At 68.1% G+C, this 24,847-nt stretch carries 27 protein-coding genes; 20 read left to right on the top strand and 7 right to left on the bottom strand.

What is annotated here, in order from left to right; genetic code table 11:
• Position 1 precedes the first annotated feature (1 nt).
• Positions 2-1,159, bottom strand: coding sequence for a glycerophosphodiester phosphodiesterase (locus M7H19_RS16555; protein ID WP_298182432.1), 1,158 nt, complete (start codon positions 1,157-1,159; stop codon positions 2-4).
• Positions 1,160-1,298: 139 nt separating this feature from the next.
• Here M7H19_RS16555 and purD point away from each other — a divergent pair, with 139 nt between their 5' ends.
• The 8 genes from purD to M7H19_RS16515 all read left to right on the top strand — a co-directional run bounded on the left by purD (position 1,299) and on the right by M7H19_RS16515 (position 8,939).
• Positions 1,299-2,582, top strand: coding sequence for a phosphoribosylamine--glycine ligase (gene purD, locus M7H19_RS16550; protein ID WP_298182430.1), 1,284 nt, complete (start codon positions 1,299-1,301; stop codon positions 2,580-2,582).
• Positions 2,583-2,736: 154 nt separating this feature from the next.
• On the top strand, positions 2,737-3,159 hold the full coding sequence (locus M7H19_RS16545; RefSeq protein WP_298182428.1) for a type VII secretion target: 423 nt from the start codon (positions 2,737-2,739) through the stop codon (positions 3,157-3,159).
• An 87-nt stretch (positions 3,160-3,246) separates the two neighbouring features.
• Positions 3,247-4,926, top strand: coding sequence for a PPE domain-containing protein (locus tag M7H19_RS16540; protein WP_298182426.1), 1,680 nt, complete (start codon positions 3,247-3,249; stop codon positions 4,924-4,926).
• Positions 4,927-4,934: 8 nt separating this feature from the next.
• Positions 4,935-5,702 (top strand): ESX secretion-associated protein EspG, encoded by a 768-nt coding sequence (locus tag M7H19_RS16535; RefSeq protein WP_298182560.1) that lies wholly within the window; start codon positions 4,935-4,937, stop codon positions 5,700-5,702.
• Positions 5,703-5,816: 114 nt separating this feature from the next.
• Positions 5,817-6,128, top strand: a complete 312-nt coding sequence (locus M7H19_RS16530; protein ID WP_298182424.1) for a hypothetical protein — start codon at positions 5,817-5,819, stop codon at positions 6,126-6,128.
• A complete protein-coding gene (locus M7H19_RS16525; protein ID WP_298182422.1) occupies positions 6,129-7,265 on the top strand; it encodes a transglycosylase SLT domain-containing protein in 1,137 nt (378 codons plus the stop codon). It abuts the gene before it with no gap.
• A gap of 46 nt (positions 7,266-7,311) precedes the next feature.
• Positions 7,312-8,481: a pyridoxal phosphate-dependent aminotransferase gene (locus tag M7H19_RS16520; RefSeq protein WP_298182420.1), complete on the top strand. Its 1,170-nt coding sequence runs from the start codon at positions 7,312-7,314 to the stop codon at positions 8,479-8,481.
• A gap of 275 nt (positions 8,482-8,756) precedes the next feature.
• Positions 8,757-8,939 (top strand): hypothetical protein, encoded by a 183-nt coding sequence (locus tag M7H19_RS16515; RefSeq protein WP_298182418.1) that lies wholly within the window; start codon positions 8,757-8,759, stop codon positions 8,937-8,939.
• A 25-nt stretch (positions 8,940-8,964) separates the two neighbouring features.
• Here M7H19_RS16515 and M7H19_RS16510 read toward each other — a convergent pair whose 3' ends face one another.
• Together M7H19_RS16510 and M7H19_RS16505 are read right to left on the bottom strand one after the other, a co-directional pair.
• Positions 8,965-9,549 carry an HAD family phosphatase gene (locus tag M7H19_RS16510; RefSeq protein ID WP_298182417.1) on the bottom strand — a complete coding sequence of 195 codons (585 nt, stop codon included), beginning with the start codon at positions 9,547-9,549 and terminating at the stop codon, positions 8,965-8,967.
• A 1-nt stretch (position 9,550) separates the two neighbouring features.
• Complete coding sequence (locus M7H19_RS16505) at positions 9,551-10,606, bottom strand: threonine aldolase family protein (protein ID WP_298182415.1); 1,056 nt, start codon at positions 10,604-10,606, stop codon at positions 9,551-9,553.
• Between the two features lie 124 nt (positions 10,607-10,730).
• Here M7H19_RS16505 and M7H19_RS16500 point away from each other — a divergent pair, with 124 nt between their 5' ends.
• Entirely contained in the window at positions 10,731-11,252 is a 522-nt protein-coding gene (locus tag M7H19_RS16500; protein WP_298182413.1) for a SigE family RNA polymerase sigma factor, read from the top strand.
• Positions 11,245-11,994, top strand: coding sequence for a hypothetical protein (locus M7H19_RS16495; RefSeq protein WP_298182411.1), 750 nt, complete (start codon positions 11,245-11,247; stop codon positions 11,992-11,994). The genes M7H19_RS16500 and M7H19_RS16495 overlap by 8 nt, the downstream gene beginning before the upstream one ends.
• Here M7H19_RS16495 and M7H19_RS16490 read toward each other — a convergent pair.
• On the bottom strand, positions 11,991-12,776 hold the full coding sequence (locus M7H19_RS16490; protein ID WP_298182409.1) for a maleylpyruvate isomerase family mycothiol-dependent enzyme: 786 nt from the start codon (positions 12,774-12,776) through the stop codon (positions 11,991-11,993). The two genes, M7H19_RS16495 and M7H19_RS16490, sit on opposite strands and share 4 nt — an antisense overlap.
• Positions 12,777-12,866: 90 nt before the next feature.
• Between M7H19_RS16490 and M7H19_RS16485 the strand changes: the two genes are divergently transcribed.
• The 3 genes from M7H19_RS16485 (at position 12,867) to M7H19_RS16475 (ending at position 15,955) form a co-directional block, all read left to right on the top strand.
• A complete protein-coding gene (locus tag M7H19_RS16485) occupies positions 12,867-13,448 on the top strand; it encodes a TetR family transcriptional regulator (RefSeq protein WP_298182407.1) in 582 nt (193 codons plus the stop codon).
• A 137-nt stretch (positions 13,449-13,585) separates the two neighbouring features.
• Complete coding sequence (gene purB, locus M7H19_RS16480) at positions 13,586-15,016, top strand: adenylosuccinate lyase (RefSeq protein WP_298182405.1); 1,431 nt, start codon at positions 13,586-13,588, stop codon at positions 15,014-15,016.
• Positions 15,017-15,028: 12 nt separating this feature from the next.
• Positions 15,029-15,955: a sulfite exporter TauE/SafE family protein gene (locus M7H19_RS16475; protein ID WP_298182402.1), complete on the top strand. Its 927-nt coding sequence runs from the start codon at positions 15,029-15,031 to the stop codon at positions 15,953-15,955.
• Between the two features lie 16 nt (positions 15,956-15,971).
• On the opposite strand, the gene M7H19_RS16470 is transcribed toward M7H19_RS16475, so the two are convergent.
• On the bottom strand, positions 15,972-16,607 hold the full coding sequence (locus M7H19_RS16470) for an MBL fold metallo-hydrolase (protein WP_298182400.1): 636 nt from the start codon (positions 16,605-16,607) through the stop codon (positions 15,972-15,974).
• 58 nt (positions 16,608-16,665) lie between these two features.
• On the opposite strand from M7H19_RS16470, the gene M7H19_RS16465 reads away from it, so the two are divergent.
• From M7H19_RS16465 to purL, 6 genes are all read left to right on the top strand, one after another.
• Complete coding sequence (locus M7H19_RS16465; protein WP_298182398.1) at positions 16,666-18,144, top strand: aldehyde dehydrogenase family protein; 1,479 nt, start codon at positions 16,666-16,668, stop codon at positions 18,142-18,144.
• 167 nt (positions 18,145-18,311) lie between these two features.
• Positions 18,312-18,641 carry a hypothetical protein gene (locus M7H19_RS16460; protein WP_298182396.1) on the top strand — a complete coding sequence of 110 codons (330 nt, stop codon included), beginning with the start codon at positions 18,312-18,314 and terminating at the stop codon, positions 18,639-18,641.
• 99 nt (positions 18,642-18,740) lie between these two features.
• Positions 18,741-18,971: a hypothetical protein gene (locus M7H19_RS16455; RefSeq protein WP_298182394.1), complete on the top strand. Its 231-nt coding sequence runs from the start codon at positions 18,741-18,743 to the stop codon at positions 18,969-18,971.
• A 300-nt stretch (positions 18,972-19,271) separates the two neighbouring features.
• Positions 19,272-19,511 (top strand): phosphoribosylformylglycinamidine synthase subunit PurS, encoded by a 240-nt coding sequence (gene purS, locus M7H19_RS16450; protein WP_298182392.1) that lies wholly within the window; start codon positions 19,272-19,274, stop codon positions 19,509-19,511.
• Positions 19,508-20,197 carry a phosphoribosylformylglycinamidine synthase subunit PurQ gene (gene purQ, locus M7H19_RS16445; RefSeq protein WP_298182389.1) on the top strand — a complete coding sequence of 230 codons (690 nt, stop codon included), beginning with the start codon at positions 19,508-19,510 and terminating at the stop codon, positions 20,195-20,197. The genes purS and purQ overlap by 4 nt, the downstream gene beginning before the upstream one ends.
• 41 nt (positions 20,198-20,238) lie before the next feature.
• A complete protein-coding gene (gene purL, locus M7H19_RS16440; protein ID WP_298182558.1) occupies positions 20,239-22,524 on the top strand; it encodes a phosphoribosylformylglycinamidine synthase subunit PurL in 2,286 nt (761 codons plus the stop codon).
• A gap of 85 nt (positions 22,525-22,609) precedes the next feature.
• On the opposite strand, the gene M7H19_RS16435 is transcribed toward purL, so the two are convergent.
• Positions 22,610-23,119 carry a hypothetical protein gene (locus M7H19_RS16435; RefSeq protein WP_298182387.1) on the bottom strand — a complete coding sequence of 170 codons (510 nt, stop codon included), beginning with the start codon at positions 23,117-23,119 and terminating at the stop codon, positions 22,610-22,612.
• A gap of 40 nt (positions 23,120-23,159) precedes the next feature.
• Here M7H19_RS16435 and M7H19_RS16430 point away from each other — a divergent pair, with 40 nt between their 5' ends.
• Positions 23,160-23,378 (top strand): hypothetical protein, encoded by a 219-nt coding sequence (locus tag M7H19_RS16430; RefSeq protein ID WP_298182385.1) that lies wholly within the window; start codon positions 23,160-23,162, stop codon positions 23,376-23,378.
• 164 nt (positions 23,379-23,542) lie between these two features.
• Here the strand turns inward: M7H19_RS16430 and M7H19_RS16425 are convergent, their stop codons facing one another.
• Positions 23,543-24,622 carry a hypothetical protein gene (locus M7H19_RS16425; protein ID WP_298182383.1) on the bottom strand — a complete coding sequence of 360 codons (1,080 nt, stop codon included), beginning with the start codon at positions 24,620-24,622 and terminating at the stop codon, positions 23,543-23,545.
• Between the last annotated feature and the right edge of the window lie 225 nt (positions 24,623-24,847).

The raw sequence follows: 24,847 nt of genomic DNA, 5'->3' as shown, positions 1-24,847 counted from the left end.
CTCACGACACGGGCTGCCTTGCGGCTTTCACGGCCTCCATGGCTTCCACGGCGATGTCGGGGTGGTCGGCGAACACGCCGTCGATCCCGGTGGCCAGGAACACCTCGTAGGCGGCGAAGATGTCTCCCCAGGCCGCCGGGTCGTCCGATGACCGCAGGTCGGTGGGCAGGAACTCGTTCTCCGCCCGGAACGTCCACGGATGCACGTCCAGCCCCGCCCCGTGGGCGTCGTCGACGAGCGTCGTCGGCTCCCCGAGGGCGCCGTCGTCCGTGCGCGGGACGACACGGTCCAGGGCGGGACCGAGCCCGTCGGCGTAGCGGGCGATCTCGGCCAGTCCGTCCCGGGTCACGAGGTCGTCGTAGGTACGCGGGTCGCCGGAGTGTACGAAGTCGTACGGCGCCCCGGACGCCCCCACCAGCTGCACGAGCGGCACGCGCAGTCGTCGGTCGAGTTGTTTGAGGTTGCCGACCTCGAACGATTGCACGTAGACCTTGGCGCCCGACCGGTTGAGGCCGTTGCGGTTGAGCGCCTTGACCAACGCCGGTTCGAGCGCGAGGCCCTGCTCGGCGAAGTAGGTTGGGTGCTTGGTCTCGATGTACAGGCCGATGGGGCGGCCCAGTTCGCGGGACAGTCGCCGCGACAGGTCCACGACCTCCTGGAACGTCGGGATCTCGAAGCGGCCGTCGTAGATGGTGTTGTGCGGCCGCAGGTCGGGGATGCGTTCGACGGCGCGCAGGGTCTTGAGCTCGGCGAGTGTGAAGTCCTCGGCGAACCATCCGGTCACCGGCGTGCCGTCCACGATCTTGGTGGTCTTGCGGTCGGCGAACTCGGGGCGCTGGGCGACGTCGGTGGTGCCCCCGATCTCGGGTTCGTGGCGGGCGACGAGGACACCGTCGGAGGTGGTGACGAGGTCGGGTTCGATGTAGTCGGCGCCCATCCTCGCCGCCAGTTCGTAGGCGGCGAGGGTGTGTTCGGGCCGGTAGCCCGACGCGCCCCGGTGGCCGATGACGACGAACTCCTCGTCGCCGGGGGAGCCGCCGTGTCGGGTGGTCTCGGCTTCCTCGGTGTGCCGATCGCCCGCCGCGTGCGCCGGTGCCGCGGTGGTGACTCCGAGCACCGCGAGGCCGCACAGGGCCAGCAGCGCCAGTCTGCTTCGCATGGTCTGCCCTCTTCTCGTGTCGAGTCGATCAGTGCCGCCGACCTTGGTCGGTCCTCGCGACGTGGCGGCGACGTGGCGTGGGCCGAAAGGAGACATACCAGTGAACGGGGGCCAATCGGCTCGGCTTACGCTGTGCCACGTGCGCGTCCTGGTTATCGGCTCCGGAGCCCGTGAACACGCCCTCGTTCTCGCCGCGTCACACGATCCGGCGGTGACGGCGCTCGGCTGCGCGCCGGGTAACGCCGGAACGGCCGGTGTGTCCGAGACTCTCGGGGTGGATCTGACCGACCCCGAGGCCGTCGCCGAGCTGGCGGTGTCGTGGAAGGCCGATCTGGTGGTGGTCGGGCCCGAGGTGCCGTTGGTGATGGGCGTGGCCGATGCCGTGCGCGCCGTGGGTGTGCCGTGCTTCGGTCCGAGTGCGCGGGCGGCGCGGATCGAGGGGTCGAAGTCGTTCGCCAAGGAGGTCATGGCCGCGGCCGGGGTGCCGACCGCGCGCAGCGAGGTGGTGAACAATCCGGCTCACCTCGATGCGGCGTTGGCGCGGTTCGGGCCGACGTGGGTGGTGAAGGACGACGGTCTCGCCGCGGGCAAGGGCGTGGTGGTGACCACCGAGCTGGAACGTGCCCGCAAGCACGCGTTGATGTTGTTGGACGGCGGCCATCCGGTGGTGTTGGAGTCGTTCCTCGACGGCCCCGAGGCGTCGCTGTTCTGCCTCGTCGACGGGCACACCGTCGTGCCGCTGCTTCCGGCGCAGGACTTCAAACGGGTCGGTGACGACGACATCGGTCCGAACACCGGTGGCATGGGTGCGTACGCGCCGTTGCCGTGGGCACCGCCCGACCTGGTCGACACCGTGGTGTCCGAGATCGTGCGTCCCGTGGTGGACGAGTTGGCTCGCCGGGACGCGCCGTTCTCGGGGTTGTTGTACACGGGGTTGGCGCTGACGTCGTCGGGGCCGCAGGTGATCGAGTTCAACTGCCGGTTCGGTGACCCCGAGACGCAGGCCGTGCTGGCGCTGTTGCGTTCGCCGCTGGCGCAGTTGTTGCATGCGACGGCGACGGGCACGTTGGCCGAGCAGCCGCCGCTCGAGTGGGCCGACGGTGCCGCTGTGACGGTCGTCGTGGCCGCCGACGGCTATCCGGGACGCCCTCGCATCGGGGACGTGATCGCCGGAAGCGAGGGCGAGGGCGTGCTGCACGCGGGTACGCGCCGTCGGGAGGACGGCGCGGTGGTGTCGAACGGTGGCCGGGTGTTGTCGGTGGTGGGTGTCGGTGCCGACCTCGCGGCCGCGAGGGAGCAGGCGTACGAGCGGGTGGGCAGGATCAACCTGCCGGGTTCACATCACCGTTCGGACATCGCAGCTCGGGCGGCGCGCGGGGAATTGTCGGCTCCGCGGTCGTCGCGGCAGCCGGAATCGGCGTAGTCGACGGTCCGATAAGGGGCAGTACGTGTTCTCCCTCACGAATCGGGCACCGAACGGTACTTTTTGCTGCTCGGATTTCAGGCCACGATCACCTGCGGATTGATAACCTGCACCGAGAAGCTGGCTGACTACTGGTCGTAGCAGGGGGTGCGCAGTGTCAGAACGACCCGCGAAATCGCCGTGGGGGTTCTGGTGGCTAGAGGGTGACAAGGGTGCGGCACCGGCTGTCCCCGATGTTCCAGGGCTGCCTGTCGTCAAGGACATCACGGTTTCTCCCGACAAGATCGTCGCGGTGGCCGACGTCATCGAGGAACAGGCGAAGGCGCTGGAGCGCAAGGTGACCGAGCACGTGGGGGCGCTGAACATCGAATCCCCTGCCGACGACATCGTGTCGCAGGAAGCCGCGGAAGCCTGGAACGCCGTCGTCAGCAGTGGTGAGAACTCGTACAGCAGCCGGGTCATGGCGTATGTGCACGGGTTGCATGATCTGGCCGAACAGCTTCGCGCCGCAGGACGTAGGTATCTCGCGGAGGACGAGGACAACGCAGCGGCCGTGCGCGAGGCCGGGGGCAGCTAGTCGTTGCGGATGTGTACGCCGCTGTCGGCGGGTGTCGGCAGCACAGGCCGTCAGAACGGAAAAGTCGCCGCCAGACAAGGACGCGAGATGAACGATGTAGACATCGTGGCCCGGGCCGAGCGGATTCGGGATCATCGGTTCACCGGCTACACCAACAACATGCTCGCCGACGAGATCGAGCTGTTCAAAACCGGCCGGGGCATCGCGGGACTGTCCGATGCGGTCGCCGCGCTGAAGGCCGTGGCGCAGGCGTTGTCGGAAACGGACGAGACGTTGCGCACCGAACTCGCCGAACTGGGGGTCGAGTGGAGCAGTGTCGCGGGTGAACAGGCCGCCTCGGCCGTCGAGAGGGAGGCCGAGTTCTCCGAGGAGGCCAACGAGAAGGTCAGCAGCTCCGCCGAACGGATCTTCGCGCAGGGCGAGGCGTTCAACCGCACTCGGCACTCGTTGCCCGAGCCGCAGGAACTGCGGGATTCGACCGAGGGCTACAGGATCTCTGACTTCGCTCTCAGCCTGATCGGTTTCGAGACCGACCACGTCCGCAAGCTCGAGCGGGCGGTGGAAGCCCGGGAGCAGGCGCTTCAGGCGTTGAACGACTATGCCAAGGAAAGCGGCGACAACCTGTTGGAGGCCCCCGAACTACGTGCGCCGGACCGTTTCGTCGCGGAGATTTCCGCGCCGGTGCCCGAATCGATCGACGCGGGAGGTGAACCCGCGGACACGACCGCGGCGGCGAGCGCCTCGGGTACGGCCGCTCCGGTTGCTTCCGGAGCGCCACCGGCGTCGGGTGTGTCGGCGCAGTCGGGTACCGGGGCGAGCGGCGCGGTCACTCCGTCGTCCGCTGCCGCTCCCGTGACCGGTGCTCCCCTGCCGGGTGGAACGCCGCCGACGAGCAGTGGTGGGCGTGCCGTGTCGCCACCGGTTTCGGGTAGCCAGGGCACGGGTTCGGCCTTTCCGAGCGGTGCCACGGGCTCACCGTCGGCGCCGGGGGCTGGAGCCGCCGGTGGTGTTCCGGGCTACGTGGGCGGTGTCCGTGGTCCCGAGGACGCTGGCCGTTCGCAACGTGTTCCCACCGGCCAGCAGGGCAGCACCGGCTCGGTTCCCCCTGGCAGTCAGGACATTCGTGCCACCGGTTCGGACCGTTTGGCGAAGCCACCGGCCGGTGTGGGGGGTGGTTCGGCGGGGCCTGTCGGTTCGACGCCGAACACCGGCGGCGTGCCCGGAAAGCCCGCGCCCGGGGGGCCCGAGGGGACGCCACCTGGAAAACCCGCGCCCGGTGAGCCAGGCGAGGCCGGCGAGGCACTGCTCGGTGAGGGCATGTCCACCGGGGCGGTCCAGCCCCAATCTGGCTCTGCGCCCGACGGTGACATCGGTGCGGCTTCGGGCTCCGAAGCGCGTGGTGGTCCGTCGTTGAACGACATCGGTGGGGGAATCGCGGCGCTGGGTGCGGGCGGCATCGCCGGTGCTCTCAGCGGTGGTGAGCGTTCGGGTCGCGGTGTGGGGCGCAGTGCGCCCGGAGCCGCGCGGTCGCCGCATCCGCTCTCCGTCGGTGACCTGCCGGAGGAGGAGGCCCGGGTCCAGCGCAGTTCCGAGCGACTGAACCCCGGTGGCGCGGGCCGCAGGGACGCGTTCCTGGAGAAGGCGATGCCCGGCGAGGAAGACGATGAACACGTGCGCCGGTTCGGGGTCGACGACAACGACTTGTTCACGGACCAGCGTATGGTGACTCCCGACGTGATCGGCGACGACGGTTCGGACGGACAATAGTGAGCACGATGGCGGGCGGCAGTGTGGTTTTGTCCACATTGGAGTTCGATGTGCTTTGGGAGCATTTGGACCTGCCGCGACGCCATGTCGCTCTCGACGTGCCGAGTCCTGGAGTCACGTACACCGAACGCGCGCGATTCGTCGAGCAGGCGTGGGAATCGCTTGCCGCGCGTGGGCTCACACAGGGCCGGGGTGCGACCGCGGAAATCGACGATCTGCTGTACCTGCTCGCCAGGCCACAGACGAGTGTCGACGTGTGGGTGTGGACGGACAGGCAGATCTCCGGCCTCGCCGCCTGCTCGGGACAGCAGGCCGTGCTCGGCGTCGTCGACGGCGACGAAGTGTGGCTCATTCCGGCTCGGGAGTCGGCGTTGGCCGAGTCGGCCGTGTCCGTAGCGGGTGAGCTTCCACCCGGGGTGGGGCGTTCGGTGAGCCTGCCGCACGACGTTCTGGTCGACGCCGACGCCGAGGCGCGAGGGGATGCGAAGGCAGTCGCCACGGCGTTGGAGGACCGCGGCGTCGAACTGTGGCAGGCCCAGGAACTCGCCGGGATGTTGTTCGGCACGGTGACGCGCGGCCAGTTCGGTGCGCAACGGCTCGATCGCGACGGCCGCATCCGCCGGGCCGGCAGGGTGATCGCGTTCCACGACACCGATGCCGGCCGGTACCTGTTCCAGGTCGCTCCGGGTAGTGACGGGCGTGACTGGGCGACGGTGACCCCGGCCGACAACGTGTTGCTCGCGCAACGGGTGTGGGAGTTGCTCGACGAGGCCTGAAGGACGAGGCCTGAAGAAGGCTGGGAACCGGTGGCGGCTCTGTCACGTCGTAAGAACGCGTGACCGGCTGTCGGACGTGGTCGTGTCGGTCGTGTCAAGGGGAGGGTGAAGAACGTGCCGGTGTACGACGCCGAGTCGATGAAGATCACGGCGGAGCGGGTCGACCGTATCGCCGAGGATTTCCGTTCGTCCATGGACAAACTCAAAGGAATCCAGGGGCGGAGCCCGTTCGGCGAGGTTGAGGATCCGGACAGTCCGGAGAAGGCCGAAGGCACGGTCGGTGCGTTCACCGACGGCATGCGCTCGGAGTTCGACGCCGCGGCACGGCGGGTCAGTGCGGCCAGTACGGCGCTGCGGGACGCGGTGAACGCCATGACGGAGGCCGACGCGGTCGCGGCGGAGAACCTGACTGCGAGGGATCTGTAGATGACGGGCGCGGGTATTCCGGCGGAGTGGGCCGAGGTAGAGACCAAAGCAGCGCGGGTCGACGACGTCGATCCCGGTGGGATCGACGAGGTGGCGCGCCAGTTCGAGGAGGCGTCACGCGACGCCGGTGATCACACGAGTGATCTGGCCAATGCGGCCGCCCCGCTGCAGGACGGCGGCGTGTGGTCGGGCCCGGCGGCCGACGCGTTCTTCGACTATGTCAACAAGATCGCCGAGGCGGGTAACAAGGTCAGGGACAAGCTCGACGAGGTCGCCGCGGAGTTGTCGTCGCTGCAGGAAACCCTGGCCCGCATCAAGCGGGAGATCGAGAGCGTCAAGGAGGACGCGAAGAAGGCGATCGACGACCGCAACGCCGAAGCGCAGAAACAGGCCGACGCAGCAGCCGCCGCCATGCGGGAGTACGAGAACGGCGACCGTGACTCGCCGCCCTCGCCGACCGCCGAGGAGATCATCAAGGCGGCCGGTGAGGAGAACAGCCGCACCGCGAAGGACGCGGCCAAGCAGATCGACGACCTTCTGCGGCAGTCGAACGAGGCCATCAAAAGGGCACAGGAACTGATGAAAACCGAGGTCGGTGACGGTTTCTCCAGTGTTCCGGAGCCTGGTTCGGCACAGTCGCAGCAGACCGCCACAGGGGGTATCAGCGGTAGCTCGGGCGGCGCCGGTGGTGGCGGTGGCGGAGCAGGCGGTGGTGCCGGTGGTGGAGGCTTGGCCGGATACGGTCCGAGCGGTCCTCCACCTCCCAGCGGGCCGCCACCGGGCAACGTCGAGCAGTGGATCCGTGAGGCCATCAGGATTCTGCAGGCCAACGGCATACCGGTCACCGAGGAGAATATCGACGAGATCTGGACGATCATCGAGAAGGAGTCGGGTGGTAACCCGCACGCTCTGAACGACTGGGACTCCAACGCGGCCAAGGGCACGCCGTCGAAGGGCCTCATGCAGTGCATCGACCCGACATTCCAGGCGTACAAGCTTCCAGGCCACGACGACATCTGGAATCCGGTCGACAACATCATCGCGGGTGTGCGGTACACCTTCGACCGATACGGCGGGTTCGAAGGACATCCGGGGTTGAAGTCGATGGCACAGGGCGGCGCCTACCAGGGTTACTGACCACCGGGAGGATACTTCGGTGGGCGATTCCGCATAAGGTGGCGGCATGTTCGATTCCGCACCGCTTTCGGGACCGTCGCGCCGAAGCGCCGTGGCGCCGTTCCACGTCATGGAGGTGTTGTCCGCCGCGAAGGAACGGCAGCGCACACACGGCGACGTGATCGCGTTGTGCGCCGGGCAGCCGACGGCGGGCGCGCCGAGTCCGGTGTTGGAGGCCGCGCAGCGGGCCCTGCAAGAGGGTGACCTAGGCTACACGGGCCAGCTAGGTATCCCCGAATTGCGGGAGGCGATCGCGGGCCACTACGAGCGGCAGTACGGCCTCGCGGTGTCGGCGGACGACGTCATCGTCACCACGGGTTCCTCGGGTGGGTTCCTGCTGTCGTTTCTGGCTGCGTTCGACGCGGGTGCTCGTGTGGCAATGGCTCGCCCCGGTTATCCGGCGTACCGCAACCTGTTGTCGTCGCTCGGCTGCGAGGTGGTGGAGTTCGACACCGACGCGAGCACGCGGTTCCAGCCGACGACGGAGCTGTTGGAGCGGCTCGGCGAGCTGGACGGTGTGATCGTCGCGAGTCCCAGCAACCCGACGGGCACGGTGCTGCCGCCCGACGAGTTGGCGGCGATCGCGCGTTGGTGCGACGAACGCGGCGTCCAGTTGATCAGTGACGAGATCTATCACGGCATTTCGTACGAGGCCGAGGTCGGCTGTGCGTGGCAGTCCTCCACCGAAGCCGTGGTGCTGGGCTCGTTCTCGAAGTATTTCGGGATGACGGGGTGGCGGCTGGGGTGGATGCTCACTCCTCGGCGGCTGCATCGCGCCGTCGACGTGTTGACCGGTAACTACAACATCTGCGCTCCCGCGTTGGCGCAACAGGCGGCGGTGGCGGCGTTCACCGACGCTTCTTACGCCGAATTGGACGCGAACGTGGAGCGCTATCGCACCAACCGGGACGTGTTGTTGAAGGGGCTGGCGGATATCGGCTTCGGCAGGGTGGCGCCGGTGGACGGTGCGTTCTACGCCTACGTCGACGTCGGCGAGCACACCGACGACAGTCTCGCGTGGTGTCGCAGGCTGCTGGACGACACGGGCGTGGCCATCACGCCGGGTATCGACTTCGACCCCGTCCACGGTGGGAAGTTCGTGCGGCTGTCGTTCGCGGGCTCGGAAGCCGAACTCACCCAAGCCGTCGAGCGCATGGGCGAGTGGCTCCGCGCGTAGGGGCGGTGGGGGGCGGTAGGGGCGGGCTATTCGGCCGCCCACTCGTAGGACAGCTCGTACCGGTCGGCGCCACAGGCTACGCAGTCTGCGGACACGGCTACGCAGTCTGCGGACACGACTACATAGGCTGCGGACACGCGTAGGTGCGGGGGTCGGGCGAGTCGGGGCTGACCCCGAGATCTCCCTGAAAGTCCGTCGGGTCTGCAGCGCCGGACCACCCGGTCGTGACACGCTGGGAGCGAGCACCAACGAGTCGACAAATCACGGAGGGGACCATGTTCTGGAAGATCGTCGGTGGCCTGCTCTTGGCGTGGGTCGCGTTCATGGTGATCGGGAGCATCGTCGGGTTCCTGGCGAAGGCCGTGTTCTGGATCGCCGTGATCGGTGGCGGTGTGTTCGTCGGTGCCGCGGCCTACGGTGCGCTGAAGAGCAACAAGCGGAAGCAGTTGCGTTCCTGACGCGCCTCCGTATTCCCGACGCGCCTCAGGGCTCGGCCAGTACCCGCCGCGCGTGTTCGGCCCCCTGCCACAGGTGGGCGCGCAGTCCCACGGCATGTGCGCCCTCGATGTTGACGGCCCGGTCGTCGAAGAACACGCAGTCCTGCGGCTGAGCGTTCAGGCGCGACACCAGCAGTTCGTAGATCTTCGCGTCCGGCTTGGCGCATCCCACGTCGGCGGAGAACACGCGGGTGTGGAAATGCCGTGCCCACGGCTGCTGTTCGGCGAAACGGGCGAAGGACGCGGGCGCGTTGGACAGTAGCGCCAGGCGCGTTCCGTTGCGGGCGAGTTCGTCGAGCAGGGCGGCTGAGTCCGGGTCGAGTTGGGCCCAGCCCTCGATGTCGACGCGGGTGAGCTCCTCCACCAGGTCGGCGTCGATGTCGGTCCCGACGGCGTTCGCCACGGTCTTCCAGTAGGTCGCGTCGGAGACGCCGCGGTCGTAGGCGTCCCGGTTGCCCCAGTAGGCGGATTCGAAGTCGGCCAGGGACACGCCGAGGCGGTTCGCCAGGTCCGGCAGCGCCTTGGTGCGGGTACAGATCACTTCGCCGTAGTCGAAGACCACCCAGGTCATATCAGTTTCCCGTCTTGTCGAAGGGGCTGGTGTCGATGCGGCGCAGCGCCTCGGTCACGTCGGCTTCCGAGACGTCGCGGTGCAGGACGAATCGCACTTTGCCGGCCATGGGCAGCGCCAGGATGCCGAGTGCGCGCAGTTTTTCCAATGTGGTCTCCACGTCGGGGACTCCGGCCAGCACGATATTGGTCTGCGGCTCGGTGACGTCCCAGCTGCGTTCGCGCAGCCCGGCCGCGAGCCTCGCGGCTTTGGCGTGGTCTGCGACGAGGTCGTCGACGCGGTCGAGGGCCACGAGACAGGCCGCCGCCAGCACTCCGCCCTGCCGGACGCCGCCGCCGAGCATCTGTCGCATCCGGCGCGCCTGTTCGACGAACTCCTCACTGCCCGCCACCACCGAGCCGACGGGCGCGCCGAGTCCCTTGCTGAAGCAGGCGGACACGCTGTCCACGCCGACTGTCAGGGCGGCGGGTGGGACTCCGAGTGCGACGGACGCGTTCCAGATGCGGGCACCGTCGAGGTGCACCCGCAGTCCGGTTTCGCGTGCGGCGGCGACGAGCTGGGCGTGTTCGTCGGGTGGGATCACCGCGCCACCCGCGGCGTTGTGGGTGTTCTCCAAGGACAGCAGTGTGGTGCGCAACGTGTAGTAGGGGCCGTCGCCGCCCACCGCGGCCCGCAGTGTCTGTGGGGTCGGGCGTCCGGGCCCGGCGTCGTGTTCGAGGGGGTCGGGCATACCACCGGCCAGCCATGCGGCCGAGCCGAGTTCGTTGACCAGCACGTGGGCACCGCGAGGAGCCAGGAAGCGGTCACCTCGCCGCAGATGCGTCGACAACGCGATGAGGTTGGCCATGGTGCCGCTGGGCGTCCACAGTGCGGCGGGCATGCCCAGTGTCTCGGCGGCGCGTTCCTCCAACCTGCGGATGGTGGGGTCGATGTCGATGACGTTGTCGCCGACCTCGGCTCTCGCCAGTGCCGACCGCATGTGCTCGTCCGGCCGGGTGAGTGTGTCCGAGCGGAAGTCGAGGGGGCGCTGATCGGGTGCGGTGGAGTCGAAGGTCACGACTCGATCACACCACATGGGTGATCGGGGAGCCATGAACGGGTGAGATTGTTCTCGTGTGCAACCGTGGGGCCGGGGCTTTCCGTCTCCACCGTCGACAACACGACCGACCGGAGAAATCCGCGTGGCCCACCATGACGATCAGGAGTTTGCGGAGTACTTCGCCGCTAAGCGAGATTCCGTCCGTCGGACGGCCTACCTGCTGTGCGGGGACTGGCACCGCGCCGACGACCTCGCGCAGACGGCGTTCGTGTCGCTGCACCGCAGGTGGCGCAAGATCCGCGACCGCGCGGCCGTGGACGCGTACATGCGCAAGACGTTGGTACGCGCGGCCATCGACGAGTCGCGGCGGCCGTGGCGGCGGGAGCGGCACACCGACAAGGTGCCCGAACCCGTGGTGGTCGGTACGGGCGACGGTGATTCGGTGGCCGAGACCGTCAGCGCGCGTGCCGATCTGCTCGCCGGGCTGGCTCGGGTGCCGCCGAAGCAACGTGCCGTGCTGGTACTGCGCTACTTCGAGGGGCTCGACGTGAGCAGCGTGGCGCGGGTCCTCGGCTGTAGTGAGGGCAACGTCAAAAGCCAGACGTCGCGGGGGCTGGCGAATCTGCGGGCCGTGTTGGGTGAGGAGGTGGACACACGTGGATGAGCGTCGACTCGAACAGCTGTTGCGCGACGCGGTGGACGACCCGCCCGAGCCGTCTTTCACCGTGGACGACGTCGCTGCCGCATCGCGCCGCGCCACTGCGAGGCGGCGCTCGTTCGTCGCGGGTGCGGTGGCGGCCGTGGTGTTCGTCGGCTCGGCGGTGGGTGTCGTGGCCGCCGTGTCGGGTGACGAGGCCGTGGTGTCCACGGCGCTGGCACCGGCCGAGGAGGACGTGTCGGGACGGATTTCAGAAAAATCTTCCGCCGAGGGGCAACCTAGCGGTGACTCGGAGCGTGACCATAGTGCGCCGGGGGGACCCGGCGTCCAGAACTTCCCCGAGGTGTCGCCGAAGCAGGGCGGCGGGACCGACGGGGAGGACGGCCCTCGGGCCGAAGGCACCTCCGGGTGCGACACGGTGGATCGGGAGCTCGCCACTGCCCTCGCTGGCGAGCTCCCGGTCGACCCGATCGGCGAGGCGATCCCCTACAGCCCGTGCTTCGAGGCCGACAACCGTGCGGCCGCCTACCGCGTGCCGGGCGGCACCATCGCGGTGGTCTTCGACCCGGGTAATGCGCGCGTGTTCGACGTTCCTCACGAGGTCGCGAGTGCCACCGCTGTGGTCGGAGTGAGCGGCGGGAAGCTCGCCGTGATCGGCATCGCGGTGGACAGCAAGGACGAGGCGGACGTGCCGCTGCGGGACGAGCTTCCTAGGATCGCCGAACGCGTCGCCGCCGTGCTGGACTAGCCGAACGCCGTGTTGGCCAGCCACAGGTCGAGCAGTTCCGCCTCGCCGCGCACGTCGAACGTGCCGTCCGGCGTGCGACGGCGGTAGACGAGCAGCAGCAACTCCGTCAGTGGGGCGCGCACGGTGACGGTCGCGTCCCCGGTTCGCCCGTACTCCCTGCTCCAGCGGATCGACTCGCCGGTGGCGTCCACCCACCAGGAGGTGTCGGCGTCGGTGGCGGCGAACCGCAGTGTGTGGTCCTCTCCCAGCAGCTCGCGCTTGGTCGGGTCCACCTCCAGTTGCTGCGGGAGCGAGATGAGTTCCAGCCATTCGTCGAGGCCGTCGGCGGCGGTGTCGTGATCGAGTGCGAAGGCGGCGCCGACGGCCAGCGCGGCGTCGGCCCGGTGGATCACGGTCTCATGCAGGAACCGCCGGGCCCAGAACGCCGAGGTACGTCCGGGCACAGCCGTCCACAGCCGGAGGTCCGGGCCCGCGGCCGCCAGGGTTTCGGCGAGGCGGACGGCGCCCGAGGTGAGCCACCCGGCGAGTACACCGTGATCGACGTCCGTGTCGGCCGACAGCGTGCGCAGCTCAGTGTCCGGTGGCGGCTCGGTGGCCCCCGTCGTGACGATCGTTTCCACCCAGCGGTGGCCCGCACCGACATGGCGTACGAGCTGCGCGAGGTTCCAACCGGGGCAGGAGGGCACGGCAGTGCCGAGGTCGGTGCCGAAAAGATGCCCGGCGAACAGTTCGGTCTGTGCGGCGATGCCTGCGCACAGGCGGCCATGGTTGAAAGAGCTCATGGCAGGTGGACAACTCCTCGGCGTCGAACTCATCGCTGCGGGCGGTCACTATCGCGTCCCGCCCTCGGCAAGGTGGCACACTATCCCGCCATGACGTCCGCAGCGACTACGCCGAAGGGTGAGCGCAGGCGTGCCGCTCTCGTCGCGGCCGCGGCCGAGCTGTTGGCGGAGGGTGGGTTCGACGTCGTGCGTCATCGTGCGGTCGCCGAACGGGCCGGGTTGCCGCTGGCCTCGACCACCTACTACTTCGACTCTCTCGACGAGCTGCTCAGCGCGGCGATGGAGCACCACGGTCGGACCGAACTCGCCGCCGGGCGTGCCCGGTTGGCCGAACTGGCCACCGAGAGCCGGGACGTGGACGCGGTGGTGGAGTTGGTGCTCGACCTGCTGCTGGGCCAGGACCGGAGTTTCGAGGCGGTGGTGTTGCGGTACGAGCGGTTCGTCGGCACGGCCCGCAGGCCTCACCTGCGGCCGTTGATGCGGACGTTGGCGGTCGAGCTGCGGGAACTGCTCACCGAGATCTTCACGCGTTCGGGCTTCACCGACATCGACGCCGAGCGACTGGAACGGCTCATCTCGTTGGTGGACGGCGCGGTCGTCAACGCGCTCATCGAGGTCGCCCCCGATCCCCGCGCGGTCGCCGCGCGTGTGCTGCGCGAAGCCCTGAGTTGAGCACTTGAGTCGAGCCGCCGATCCCCGTGGACGACACCGTGGGTCGGGCGAGTGGGTCGGGCGAGGAATCGGGCGAGAGCACGTTCACGCGACCCTGATCCGGGGTCGGTGGCCACGGCGTGGCTAGCCTTGGCCGTGTGACGGACAAGCCCCGAATCCCGAACGTGCTCGCCGGCCGGTACGCCTCTGTCGAATTGGCGCGACTGTGGTCGCCGGAGTACAAGGTCAGACTGGAACGCGACCTGTGGCTGGCGGTGTTGAAAGCGCAGCACGAACTCGGGGTCGACGTGCCCGACGGTGTGGTGGCCGACTACGAGCGGGTCATCGACCGGATCGACCTCGACTCCATCGCCGAGCGGGAACGCGTCACCCGCCACGACGTCAAGGCGCGGATCGAGGAGTTCAACGCTCTGGCCGGGCACGAACACGTGCACAAGGGCATGACGTCGCGGGACCTCACCGAGAACGTCGAACAACTGCAGGTGCGCCGGTCGCTGGAACACATCCGGGTCCGGGTGGCCGCTGTGCTGGCGCGGCTCGCCGAGCTCGCCACCCAGCACAGCGAGTTGGTGATGGCGGGGCGTTCGCACAACGTCGCCGCACAGGCCACCACCCTCGGCAAACGGTTCGCCATGGTCGCCGACGAACTGCTGGTGGCGTTCGACCGGCTCGACGACCTCATCGCCCGCTATCCGCTGCGGGGAATCAAGGGCCCGGTCGGCACGGCGCAGGACATGCTGGACCTGCTCGGCGACTCGTCGCGGCTGGTGGAGCTGGAGCGCAGGGTCGCCGCGCACCTCGGTTTCGAGCGGGTGCTCACCAGCGTGGGCCAGGTCTACCCGAGGTCGCTGGACTTCGACGTGCTGTCGACGTTGGTGCAGCTCGCGGCGGCGCCGTCGAATCTCGCCACCACGATCCGGTTGATGGCGGGCCACGAACTCGTCACCGAGGGCTTCAAGCCCGGTCAGGTCGGTTCGTCGGCGATGCCGCACAAGATGAACACCCGTTCCTGCGAGCGCGTCAACGGGCTCGCGGTCGTCCTGCGCGGCTATCTGTCGATGGTCGGCGAGCTGGCCGGTGACCAGTGGAACGAGGGCGACGTGTCCGATTCGGTGGTGCGCCGGGTCGCGCTGCCGGACGCGTTCTTCGCCCTCGACGGGCTGTTGGAGACGTTCGCGACCGTGCTCGCCGAGTTCGGAGCCTTCCCCGCCGTGATCGACCGGGAGCTGGCGCGGTATCTGCCGTTCCTCGCCACCACGAAGGTGCTCATGGCCGCTGTTCGTGCGGGAGTGGGCCGGGAGGTCGCGCACGAGGCGATCAAGGAGCACGCCGTGGCCGTCGCGCTGGCCATGCGCGAGCAGGGGCAGCAGGACAACGACCTCGTCGAACGGCTGGCAGCCGACGACCGGCTCCCGTTGGGCGCCGAGGAGCTGAGGGCGTTGTTGGACGAGAAGTTGTCCTTCACGGGCACGGCGGGGGCACAGGTGGCGGCGGTGGTCGACCGGGTAGCAGACATCGTTCGGCGGTTCCCGGAAGCAGCGTCATACGAACCCGGGCCGATCCTCTAGGCGGCCCGCGTCATGACGACGCTGTTGCTGTTCGGGCTGGCAGGTTTTCTGGCCCAGTTCGTGTCGGGCACGCTCGGTATGGGCTACGGGATGACGTCCACCACCGCGTTGGTGGCGTTCGGTACCGCACCGGCCATCGCTTCGGCGTCGGCGCATTTCGCGCAGGTGGGAACGTCGCTGGCCTCGGGGGTGTCGCACTGGCGGTTCCGCAACGTCGACTGGCGGACGGTCGGCATCCTGTCCGGGCCCGGTGCCGTGGGCGCTGTGCTGGGTGCGGTGCTGCTCGTGTCGTTCTCGGGTGACTTCGCCGCGGCGTGGATCAGCGTGATCCTGTTCGCGTTGGGTCTGTACGTGCTTGTGCGATTCGCGTTTCTGCGGCTGGGCAAGTTGCTTGTGGACAAACGGCCCGGTGCGCGTTTCCTCGCGCCACTGGGGTTTGTGGCGGGGTTCGTCGACGCCACGGGTGGCGGTGGCTGGGGGCCGGTGGCGACCACGACGTTGTTGTCGAGCGGGCGGCTGGAACCCCGCAAGGTCGTCGGCTCGGTGCAGGCGGCCGAGTTCGTGGTCACCGTGGCCGCGAGTGTGGCGTTCCTGGCGGCGTTGTCGATGTCCGGCATGAACTTCACCGTCGTCATCGGCCTGTTGGTGGGCGGGGTGTTGGCCGCGCCGATCGGCGCGGCGCTCGCCCGTCGCATGCCGCCTCGACTGCTCGGTACGGCCGCGGGTGGTCTGATCGTGTTGACCAACGGCTGGCTGTTGCTGGGTGTGCTCGGCGCTTCCGCCGCCGTCGTCTGGCTCTCCTACGGCGCGTTGAGCGTGCTGATCGCGGTCGCGGTCGTGGCCGCCGTTCGCTCGATGCGCGAGGAACGGCGGGTCGACGCTGCGGCCGTCGAGGACGGGACGTTGAGCGAGGTCGGCGAGCGGAGTGCCCGTCGGTGACGTGGTGCTCGGCGGGTCAGATCGTGATGGGCTCGCCGTGGGGCGCGACGCGCACCTCCGTTCCGTCGGGTGCGAGGTTGGTGTACAGCCCGATGTACGTGGACGGGCGGGCCAGCACGGCTTCGTGGACGGGGATGGCCAGCTTCGGGGACACTGCCCGCAGGTACTCGACGGCTTCGGCGGCCTTGAGCCACGGCCCCGCCGTGGGCAGGGCGAGCACGTCGACGCGTTGTTCGGGCACGAAGAAAGCGTCGCCGGGGTGGAAGAACGCGCCGTTGTCGACCAGGTAGCCGACGTTGGGGACCACCGGGATGTCGGTGTGGATGGTCGCGTGTTGACCGCCGACGACGGTGACGCGGGTTCCGCCGAGGTCGAAGGTGTCGCCCGGCTGGGCGGTGGTGACGTCGATCTCCAGGTTGTCGATGGTCTTAGTGGTGCCGGCGTCCACGATGAGGCGGGCCGACGGGTTGGCCTTCAGCAGCGCGGGCAGTTTCTCGGTGTCGATGTGGTCGTAGTGCTGGTGGGTGATGAGGACGGCGTCGAGGTCGCGCAGGGATTCGAAGCCTGTGGAGAACGCCCCGGGGTCGAGCAGCAATCGGGCGTGTTCGGTTTCCAGCAATACGCAGGAGTGTCCGAAGTGAACGAGCTTCACGTGAGCTCCCCCTTGTTGACGAATTGTCAGTAAACTGTGGCTTCTCTACGCTGACAGCATGACGAGCACCACGCAGGCCGTCGAGACATTCAACTCACTCGATCCGGCGACCGATGAGGTCGTGGGCACGTATCCCGTGCACACCGACGACGACGTGAACGCCGCTGTGGCCAGGGCGAAGCAGGCTTTTCGGTGGTGGTCCTCGCTCGGTTTCGCGGGACGTGCCGAACGCCTGCGTCGGTGGAAGAGCATCATCGCCAGGCGAATGCCCGAATTGTGCGCCGTGGTCGGTGCCGAGACCGGCAAACCGGTCGGCGACGCCCAGTTGGAAGTGGTGCTCGCCGTCGAGCACATCGAATGGGCCGCCCGTAACGCGCGCAAGGTGCTCGGTTCCAAACGACGCGCGTCCGGCCTGCTGTTGGCGAACCAAGCGGCCACCGTCGAATACCAGCCGTTGGGCGTGGTCGGCGTCATCGGGCCGTGGAACTATCCCGTCTTCACCCCGCTGGGCTCCATCGGTTACGCGCTCGCGGCGGGCAACGCGGTGGTGTTCAAACCCAGTGAGTACACGCCCGGTGTCGGCGCCTGGCTGGTGGACACCTTCGCCGAAGCGGTACCGGAACACCCCGTGTTGCAGCTGGTCACCGGTTTCGGCGCCACGGGAGCGGCCCTGACCCACGCGGACGTCGACAAGATCGCGTTCACCGGTTCGGCCGCCACCGGGAAGAAGATCATGGCGGCGGCCGCCGAACGGCTCACCCCGGTGATCATCGAAGCGGGCGGCAAGGACCCGCTGCTCGTGGACGCCGACGCCGACCTCGACGCCGCGGCCGACGCCGCCGTGTGGGGCGCGTTCTCCAACGCGGGACAGACCTGCGTGGGTGTCGAACGCGTCTACGTCCACACCGCCGTGTACGACGTGTTCGTGGAAAAGGTCACCGAACGTGCACGCACGGTTCGGGCGGGCGAGCACTACGGGCCCATGACCATGCCCTCACAACTGGATGTCGTGCGCAGGCACATCGCCGACGCCCTCGCCAAGGGAGGGCGCGCGCTGCTCGGCGGGACCGACGCGGTGGGTGACCGCTACGTGCGGCCCACGGTCCTGGTGGACGTGCCGGAGGACTCCGAGGCCGTGCGAGAGGAGACCTTCGGGCCGACCGTCACCGTCACGCGGGTGGCCGACATGGACGAGGCCGTGGCGAAGGCCAACGACTCCAGCTACGGGCTCGGGTCCACCGTCTTCTCCCGGCGCCGGGGTGAGGAATTGGCTCGACGTCTGCGAACGGGCATGACGGCGATCAACGCGCCGTTGTCGTTCGCGGGGATCGCCTCGCTGCCGTTCGGCGGTGTCGGCCACTCCGGTTTCGGGCGCATCCACGGCCCCGAGGGACTACGGGAGTTCGCGAGGCCGAAGGCCGTCGCCAGGCAACGGTTCCGCATGCCGCTGGCGTTGACCACGTTCGCCAGGACCGCCAGGACCGACGAGTTCGTGGGCAAACTCATCGCGACGTGGCACGGCAGGCACGGCAGGTAGGGCTGTGAGCTGGGTGAACTGGGTGAGCTGGGTGAGCAGGTGAGTACTGGTCCGACCGGGGATTAACGGGCGGGTTCTGCCCGGTTTTCCGCTCAAGACGTCCCCACACCCCGGACGAGCGTGTTAGAAACAGCACGTCGCTCGCGGCGATCCGACGGGGAGTGGTGATGGGCGGCCATCCGCAGGGCTGGTACTCACCGCAGCAACACCCACAGCAGTATCAGCAGTGCCCGCAGCAGTCTCCCCACGGACAGCAGCCCGGATATGCGCCCGGTGGTCCGCCCTCGCCGCACCCTTCCGGGTATCCCGGTGCCTATCCGCACAGGCCCGGCACGGCGATGGCGTATGTGTCGGCGGCTCTCTTTCTGCCCGCGGTGATCATGGCGTTCGTGTCCGCCGTCGTCGGGTGGAGCGGCACCGGGATCGGCAGTGAGATCGAGGTAGGGCTCGTCTTCTCGCTCGTCGGGCTATCGCTTCAGCGAAGCCATCACCGGTAACGGCGACTTCGCCATCGCCGCGACCATGACGACCGCGTGCACGGTGACCGCGCTTGCGGCCGCCATGGCGTTCCGACTCAATGTCGTTGGGTACTGGCAGTGGTCGGGATGATCGTCGTCTGCTACTACATCTACGCGTTGATCGACATGTTCATCGCCGGCGTAGGCGGCCTGATCCTGCTGCCGGTCGTGACGTTCCTGCTCTGGCTCGTCCCGACCGTGGTCGCGATGCTGCCGCCGGTCGGTAGGGCCATGCGGCGTTCCGGCCCGGGCGGCTACCCGCCCGGGTACGGCCAGAAGCCGATGCCGGATTACGGGCCCGGTTACTGACCGGCGGGACCGGGACGCCGAAGCGGACCTCGGCTGAGCTGTTCGGACGACGCTCGACACCGCGCCGTCCGAACACCGATCGCACACTGTCACCGTCTCCGGCGGGGCTTGCGCCGATCCGGCGAATTGGCTTCGAGTGCCCCGCTTCGAGCAACGTCGTCCCCCACTCGTACGTCTTGCGGGTATAGGAGTCGGGTGACGAATGCGGTTCAAGGGGCCGAGGGGTGTCGGGGGCTCCTCGGTCCCTTGAGCTACGCTGCAAAGTGCATTGACCTGCGCAGAGTCTAGGAGCACCCTGTCGTGGCCCGAGTAGTCGTCGACGTCATGCCCAAACCCGAGATCCTCGATCCCCAAGGCCAAGCGGTCGCCGGTGCGCTCGATCGCCTCGGATTCTCCGGAGTCACCGAAGTCCGCCAAGGCAAGCATTTCGAGCTGGAGGTCGACGACAGCGTCGACGACGAGACGCTCGCCAAGATCGCGGAAGGCTTCCTCGCCAACCCCGTGATCGAGGAGTGGACGATTCGGAGGATCGACCAGTGAGTGCGCGCATCGGAGTCATCACCTTCCCCGGCACCCTCGACGATGTCGACGCCGCCCGTGCGGTGACGCGTTCGGGTGCCGAGGCGGTGTCGCTGTGGCACGGTGACGCCGACCTCCGGGATGTCGACGCGGTGATCGTCCCCGGCGGCTTCTCCTACGGCGACTATCTGCGGTGCGGCGCCATCGCCCGGTTCGCCCCCGTGATGACCTCGGTCATCGAGGCGGCGGGCAAGGGGATGCCGGTGCTGGGTATCTGCAACGGCTTCCAGATCCTGTGCGAGGCGGGGCTGCTTCCCGGTGCCCTGGTGCGCAACAAGAACCTGCACTTCGTGTGCCGCGACCAGTGGATTCGCGTGGAGAACAACACCACGACCTGGACCACGCGGTACGACGAGGGCGCCGACATCCTCATCCCGCTCAAGTCGGGCGAGGGAAGCTACATGGCCGACTCCGCGACGCTCGACGAGCTGGAGGGCGAGGGGCGCGTGGTGTTCCGCTATGTGGACGGCAACCCCAACGGCTCCCGCCGGGACATCGCGGGCGTGTGCAGCGCCAACGGCCGCGTCGTCGGGCTCATGCCGCACCCCGAGCACGCCATCGACGCTCTCACCGGGCCGTCCGACGACGGACTCGGTGTGTTCTACTCCGCACTCGACGCATTGAAGCCGCTGGTCACGTCCGCCTGACGAAAGCCTGCGGTTAGTCTGGACTCGTGGCAGCACCTCACGTGGACACTCCCGCCATCGACACCACCGCACACGCCGAGCGGACGCCGGATCTCTCCCAGCCGTACGCGGAGCTGGGGCTGGCCGACGACGAGTACGCGCGTATCCGCGAAATCCTCGGGCGCAGGCCCACGGACGCCGAACTCGCCATGTACTCGGTGATGTGGAGCGAGCACTGTTCGTACAAGTCGTCCAAGAAGCACCTGGCCTACTTCGGCGAGACCACCACGCCGGAGATGCGCTCCAAGATGCTCGCCGGTATCGGCGAGAACGCGGGTGTGGTGGACATCGGCGACGGCTGGGCCGTCACCTTCAAGGTCGAAAGCCATAACCACCCGTCCTATGTGGAGCCGTACCAGGGTGCGGCGACGGGTGTCGGCGGCATCGTGCGGGACATCCTCGCGATGGGGGCGCGCCCGCTGGCGGTGGCCGACCCGTTGCGATTCGGGCCCGCCGACGCGCCGGACACGCGCCGCGTGCTTCCCGGGGTGGTCGCCGGCATCGGCGGATACGGCAACTGCCTGGGACTGCCGAACATCGGCGGCGAGGTCGTGTTCGATTCCAGCTACGCGGGAAATCCGCTGGTCAACGCCTTGTGCGTGGGGGCGATGCGGGTCGAGGACCTGCACCTGGCGCATGCGTCCGGAACCGGGAACAAGGTCATCCTGTTTGGCGCGCGCACGGGTCTCGACGGCATCGGCGGAGTGTCCGTGCTGGCCAGCGATTCGTTCTCGGGCGACGAGAACTCCGGTGGGCGGAAGAAGCTGCCCAGCGTGCAGGTGGGCGACCCGTTCACCGAGAAGCTCCTCATCGAGTGCTCGCTGGAGCTGTTTTCGAAGAAGCTCGTCGTGGGCATTCAGGACCTCGGCGGTGCCGGGCTCGCGTGCGCCACGTCGGAGCTGGCCGCGGCCGGTGACGGCGGCATGCACATCGATCTCGACCGGGTTCCGCTGCGGGCCGAGGGTATGACGCCCGCCGAGATCCTGTCGAGCGAGTCGCAGGAGCGCATGTGCGCCATCGTTCGTCCCTCCGATGTGGACGAGTTCATGGAGGTGTGCCGGAAGTGGGACGTCACCGCCACCGTGATCGGTGAGGTGACCGACGGCGACCGGCTGGTCGTCGACTGGCACGGGCAGACCGTGGTCGACGTGCCGCCGCGCACCGTGGCGCACCAGGGCCCGGTCTACGACCGCCCCTACGCGCGGCCGAAGCAGCAGGACGACGTCCAGGCCGACACCTCGGACTCGCTGGCCCGCCCGTCCTCCCCGGGCGAACTGCGGGAGACGCTGCTGCGGATGATCTCGTCGCCGAACCTGGCGTCCAAGGAGTGGATCACGCAGCAGTACGACCGCTATGTGCGCGGCAACACGGTGCTGGCCCAGCCGTCGGACGCCGGCATGATCCGGATCGACGAAACCACCGGGCGTGGCGTGGCCGTGTCCACCGACTGCAACAGCCGGTACGTCTACCTCGACCCGTACGCGGGCACGCAGCTGGCGTTGGCTGAGGCGTACCGGAACGTCGCCACCAGCGGTGCGACACCGGTGGCGGTCACCAACTGCCTCAACTTCGGTTCGCCGAAGGACCCGGGGATCATGTGGCAGTTCGAGCGCGCGGTGCACGGTCTCGCCGACGGTTGCGCTCAGCTCGGTGTGCCCGTGACGGGCGGCAACGTGAGCTTCTACAACCAGACCGGTGACCAGGCGATCCTGCCGACCCCGGTGGTCGGCGTGCTCGGCGTGATCGACGACGTGAGCCGCCGCATCCCCACCGGCATCGGCGCCGAGGCGGGGGAGACCCTGTTGCTGCTCGGCGAGACGCGGGACGAGTTCGGCGGTTCGGCATGGGCGCAGGTGATGCACGGCCACCTCGGCGGCCTGCCCCCGAAGGTCGACCTGGAGCGTGAGCGGCTGCTCGCCGAGATCCTGGTCGCGGGCTCGCGCGACGGCATGATCTCCGCCGCGCACGACGTGTCCGACGGTGGTCTGGCACAGACCCTCGTCGAGATGGTTCTGATCGGCCAGTGCGGTGCCCGGATCCTGCTCGACCCCGACGTCGACCCGTTCGTGCAGCTGTTCTCCGAGTCGGCGGGCCGCGTGGTCGTGGCGGTGCCGAGGACGGAGGAGCTGCGATTCACCGAGATGTGCTCGGCGCGGGGACTGCCGTGGCGTAAGACCGGTGTGGTGGACCCCGAATCCGGTGCGTTGGAGATCCAGGACGTCGCCACCTTCAGCCTCGACGAACTGCGTGAGGCTTGGGAGGGCACTTTGCCCGCGCTGTTCGGCTGAGCTGCGCGAAAGGAAACGGACAGAACACGGAAAAGAACAAGGCTGTGGCGGATGTCTTTCCGCCACAGCCTTGTCGTTCGTGTCGTCAGCCTTGGTTGAGCGGATCCTGGTAGCTCACGAGGGAAACGCAAGATCCGTCGTAGACGATGACGACCAGTTCCTTGTCGCCGGTGCTGTTGAGGAAGATCGCGTCGACGGCCGTCACTCGCTCCGTCACCTGCGGCTCGTCGACTTGGGTGAGGGTGAATTGCTCGCCGTTGGCGATGGCTTCCTCGTAGTCCTCCATTTCCGATTCATCACCCACACAGAGCGATTGCCTCAGGCCGTTGGTGTCCCCGGCGTTCACGAGGCCGACGATCTCTTGGAGCAAGGCTTCGGAGGCTTCCTTGACTCCGCCCGCTCCGGTGCCGTCGACGGAACCCGGGTCGGCCGGCATCGGCGGGTCGGCGGGCATCGATGGATTGGCCGGCATCGATGGGGCACCGCTCATGCTGTCGTCACCACCGTTGCCACCGTTGTCGGAGGCTGAATTCTCTTCGTCGTCGCTGAGGAGGAAGCCGGGGGCGACGAAGGCGGTGATGACGAAGGCGACCACGGTTACCACACCGATTCCCAGGCCGACCCACAGGCCGGTCTTGCTCTTTTTGGCCGTACGGGTCCTGCGGAAAGCCCTGCGGGTACTGGCCGCCCGGGTACTGCCCGCCCTGCTGCGGGAAGCCAACCGGCTGTTGCCCGTAGGGGCCGCCCGGTTGTTGTCCGTACGGTGGTTGGCCGGGTTGTGGTGGGTAGGTCATGGGTTGCTGCTTTCTTCTGACGCGGGTGCTCCGCGGTGTGGTCCTCGTCCAGCCGCCTGAGCAGTGCGCGAGGTTTGGACCGACCTGTGATTCTTGCGTGTCCGGTGTCGGTGTGGGTGTGGGTTCACCGAAATTCGACGGTCGCACCGGTCACAGACATCGCATGAGAAAGGGGCTGGGAGCGAAAGCCTCGCTCCCAGCCCCGTGACTCACGGGTGTGCCTATCAGAAGTAGAGGGCGCTGAAGACGCAGAACGACCCATTCCGGTCACTGACGTAGACCGACAGTTTTCCGCCGGAGCCGACGAAATCAGCGCTGGTCATGGAACCGGCGGAGGCGACGTTCTCCATCGTGTATCCACCGCCTGCCGAGAGGGCTTCCTCGATCGAATCCGTTTCCAACGAGGTGACGTCGGGGCAGAGCATGCCCTCCAGCGTCTGCGTGTCGCCGCTGTTGAGAGCCTCACCGAACTGCTGGAGGAAAGCCTCCCCGTCACCGGAGGAGCTGGACGAACCGATCTCGTCGCCGGAACTCGGATAGTTCGGCATCGACGGATTGGCGGGCATCGACGGATTGGCCGGCATCGATGGATTGGCCGGCATCGACGGAACGTCGCTCATTCCGCCGGGACTGGGCAGGTCGGGAACATCCAGGGTGAGATCCTGCCAGCACCACTCGCCGTTCTCCTTGGCGAAGGTGTTGACCACGTCGATCTCCATGTTCCCCGTTTCCGCGTCCACCACGGTGGCCTTGACCGTGGCGGTGTCGCCGTTCTCCTGCGCTTGGCCGTTGACGCGGACCTCCCCGAATTCGTAGCTGTGTTCGATGGCCTCGTGGACCATCTCCGTGGCGTTGGAGCAGGTCAGTTGCTGAAGCGCGGCGTTGTCGCCGGAGACGAGGCCGCCGCGGATCTTCTCGGCCAGAGCCTGCGCTCCGCCGCCACCGCCGTCGCCGCCGTTACCACCGCCGTTGTCGGAGGCTGAATTCTCTTCGTCGTCGCTGAGGAGGAAGCCGGGTGCGACGAAGGCGGTGATGACGAAGGCGACCACGGCCACCACGCCGATTCCCAGGCCGATCCACAGACCGGTCTTGCTTTTCTTCGGAGGCTGGGAGCCGAAGCCGCCCTGCTGGCCGTACGGGTCCTGCGGAAAGCCCTGCGGATACTGGCCGCCCGGATACTGCCCGCCCTGCTGCGGGAAGCCTCCCGACGGCGGAGTGCCGTATTGGCCGCCCGGCTGCTGTCCGTACGGATCTCCTGGCTGTTGCCCGTACGGTGGTTGTCCGGGCTGCGGTGGGTACGTCATTGTGCTGCCTCCCCTTGTTCGGCGCCCCCAGTGGCGCATCCCCTCGGTCGTTACAGACGGCCGCTCCGAGGGTGCGGTTCCCCCCGAAATGCGAGCGCCTGCGATTCTGCCTGTTTCTTGGTTCAGTCCATAGGGGTGGGGCAGGACGATCGGCAGAGACAAGAGGGCTTTCACCCTGAGTGATCAGGTGAAAGCCCTCCGTTGTTAAATCCGGGTAAAACAGAC

Source organism: Saccharomonospora sp., assembly GCF_027317685.1.
In the GTDB taxonomy this organism is placed as follows: domain Bacteria; phylum Actinomycetota; class Actinomycetes; order Mycobacteriales; family Pseudonocardiaceae; genus Saccharomonospora.
The sequence above is the reverse complement of the archived record's forward strand: the minus strand, read 5'-3'. Positions and strand labels throughout refer to the sequence as shown.

Excerpts from the sequence above, each read along its gene's own strand:
- M7H19_RS16555 (WP_298182432.1), bottom strand. The coding sequence starts at position 1,159 with ATGCGAAGCAGACTGGCGCTGCTGGCCCTGTGCGGCCTCGCGGTGCTC.
- M7H19_RS16540 (WP_298182426.1), top strand. The coding sequence starts at position 3,247 with ATGAACGATGTAGACATCGTGGCCCGGGCCGAGCGGATTCGGGATCAT.
- M7H19_RS16535 (WP_298182560.1), top strand. The coding sequence starts at position 4,935 with ATGGCGGGCGGCAGTGTGGTTTTGTCCACATTGGAGTTCGATGTGCTT.
- M7H19_RS16525 (WP_298182422.1), top strand. The coding sequence starts at position 6,129 with ATGACGGGCGCGGGTATTCCGGCGGAGTGGGCCGAGGTAGAGACCAAA.
- M7H19_RS16520 (WP_298182420.1), top strand. The coding sequence starts at position 7,312 with ATGTTCGATTCCGCACCGCTTTCGGGACCGTCGCGCCGAAGCGCCGTG.
- M7H19_RS16515 (WP_298182418.1), top strand. The coding sequence starts at position 8,757 with ATGTTCTGGAAGATCGTCGGTGGCCTGCTCTTGGCGTGGGTCGCGTTC.
- M7H19_RS16510 (WP_298182417.1), bottom strand. The coding sequence starts at position 9,549 with ATGACCTGGGTGGTCTTCGACTACGGCGAAGTGATCTGTACCCGCACC.
- M7H19_RS16490 (WP_298182409.1), bottom strand. The coding sequence starts at position 12,776 with ATGAGCTCTTTCAACCATGGCCGCCTGTGCGCAGGCATCGCCGCACAG.
- M7H19_RS16485 (WP_298182407.1), top strand. The coding sequence starts at position 12,867 with ATGACGTCCGCAGCGACTACGCCGAAGGGTGAGCGCAGGCGTGCCGCT.
- M7H19_RS16475 (WP_298182402.1), top strand. The coding sequence starts at position 15,029 with ATGACGACGCTGTTGCTGTTCGGGCTGGCAGGTTTTCTGGCCCAGTTC.
- M7H19_RS16465 (WP_298182398.1), top strand. The coding sequence starts at position 16,666 with ATGACGAGCACCACGCAGGCCGTCGAGACATTCAACTCACTCGATCCG.
- M7H19_RS16460 (WP_298182396.1), top strand. The coding sequence starts at position 18,312 with ATGGGCGGCCATCCGCAGGGCTGGTACTCACCGCAGCAACACCCACAG.
- M7H19_RS16425 (WP_298182383.1), bottom strand. The coding sequence starts at position 24,622 with ATGACGTACCCACCGCAGCCCGGACAACCACCGTACGGGCAACAGCCA.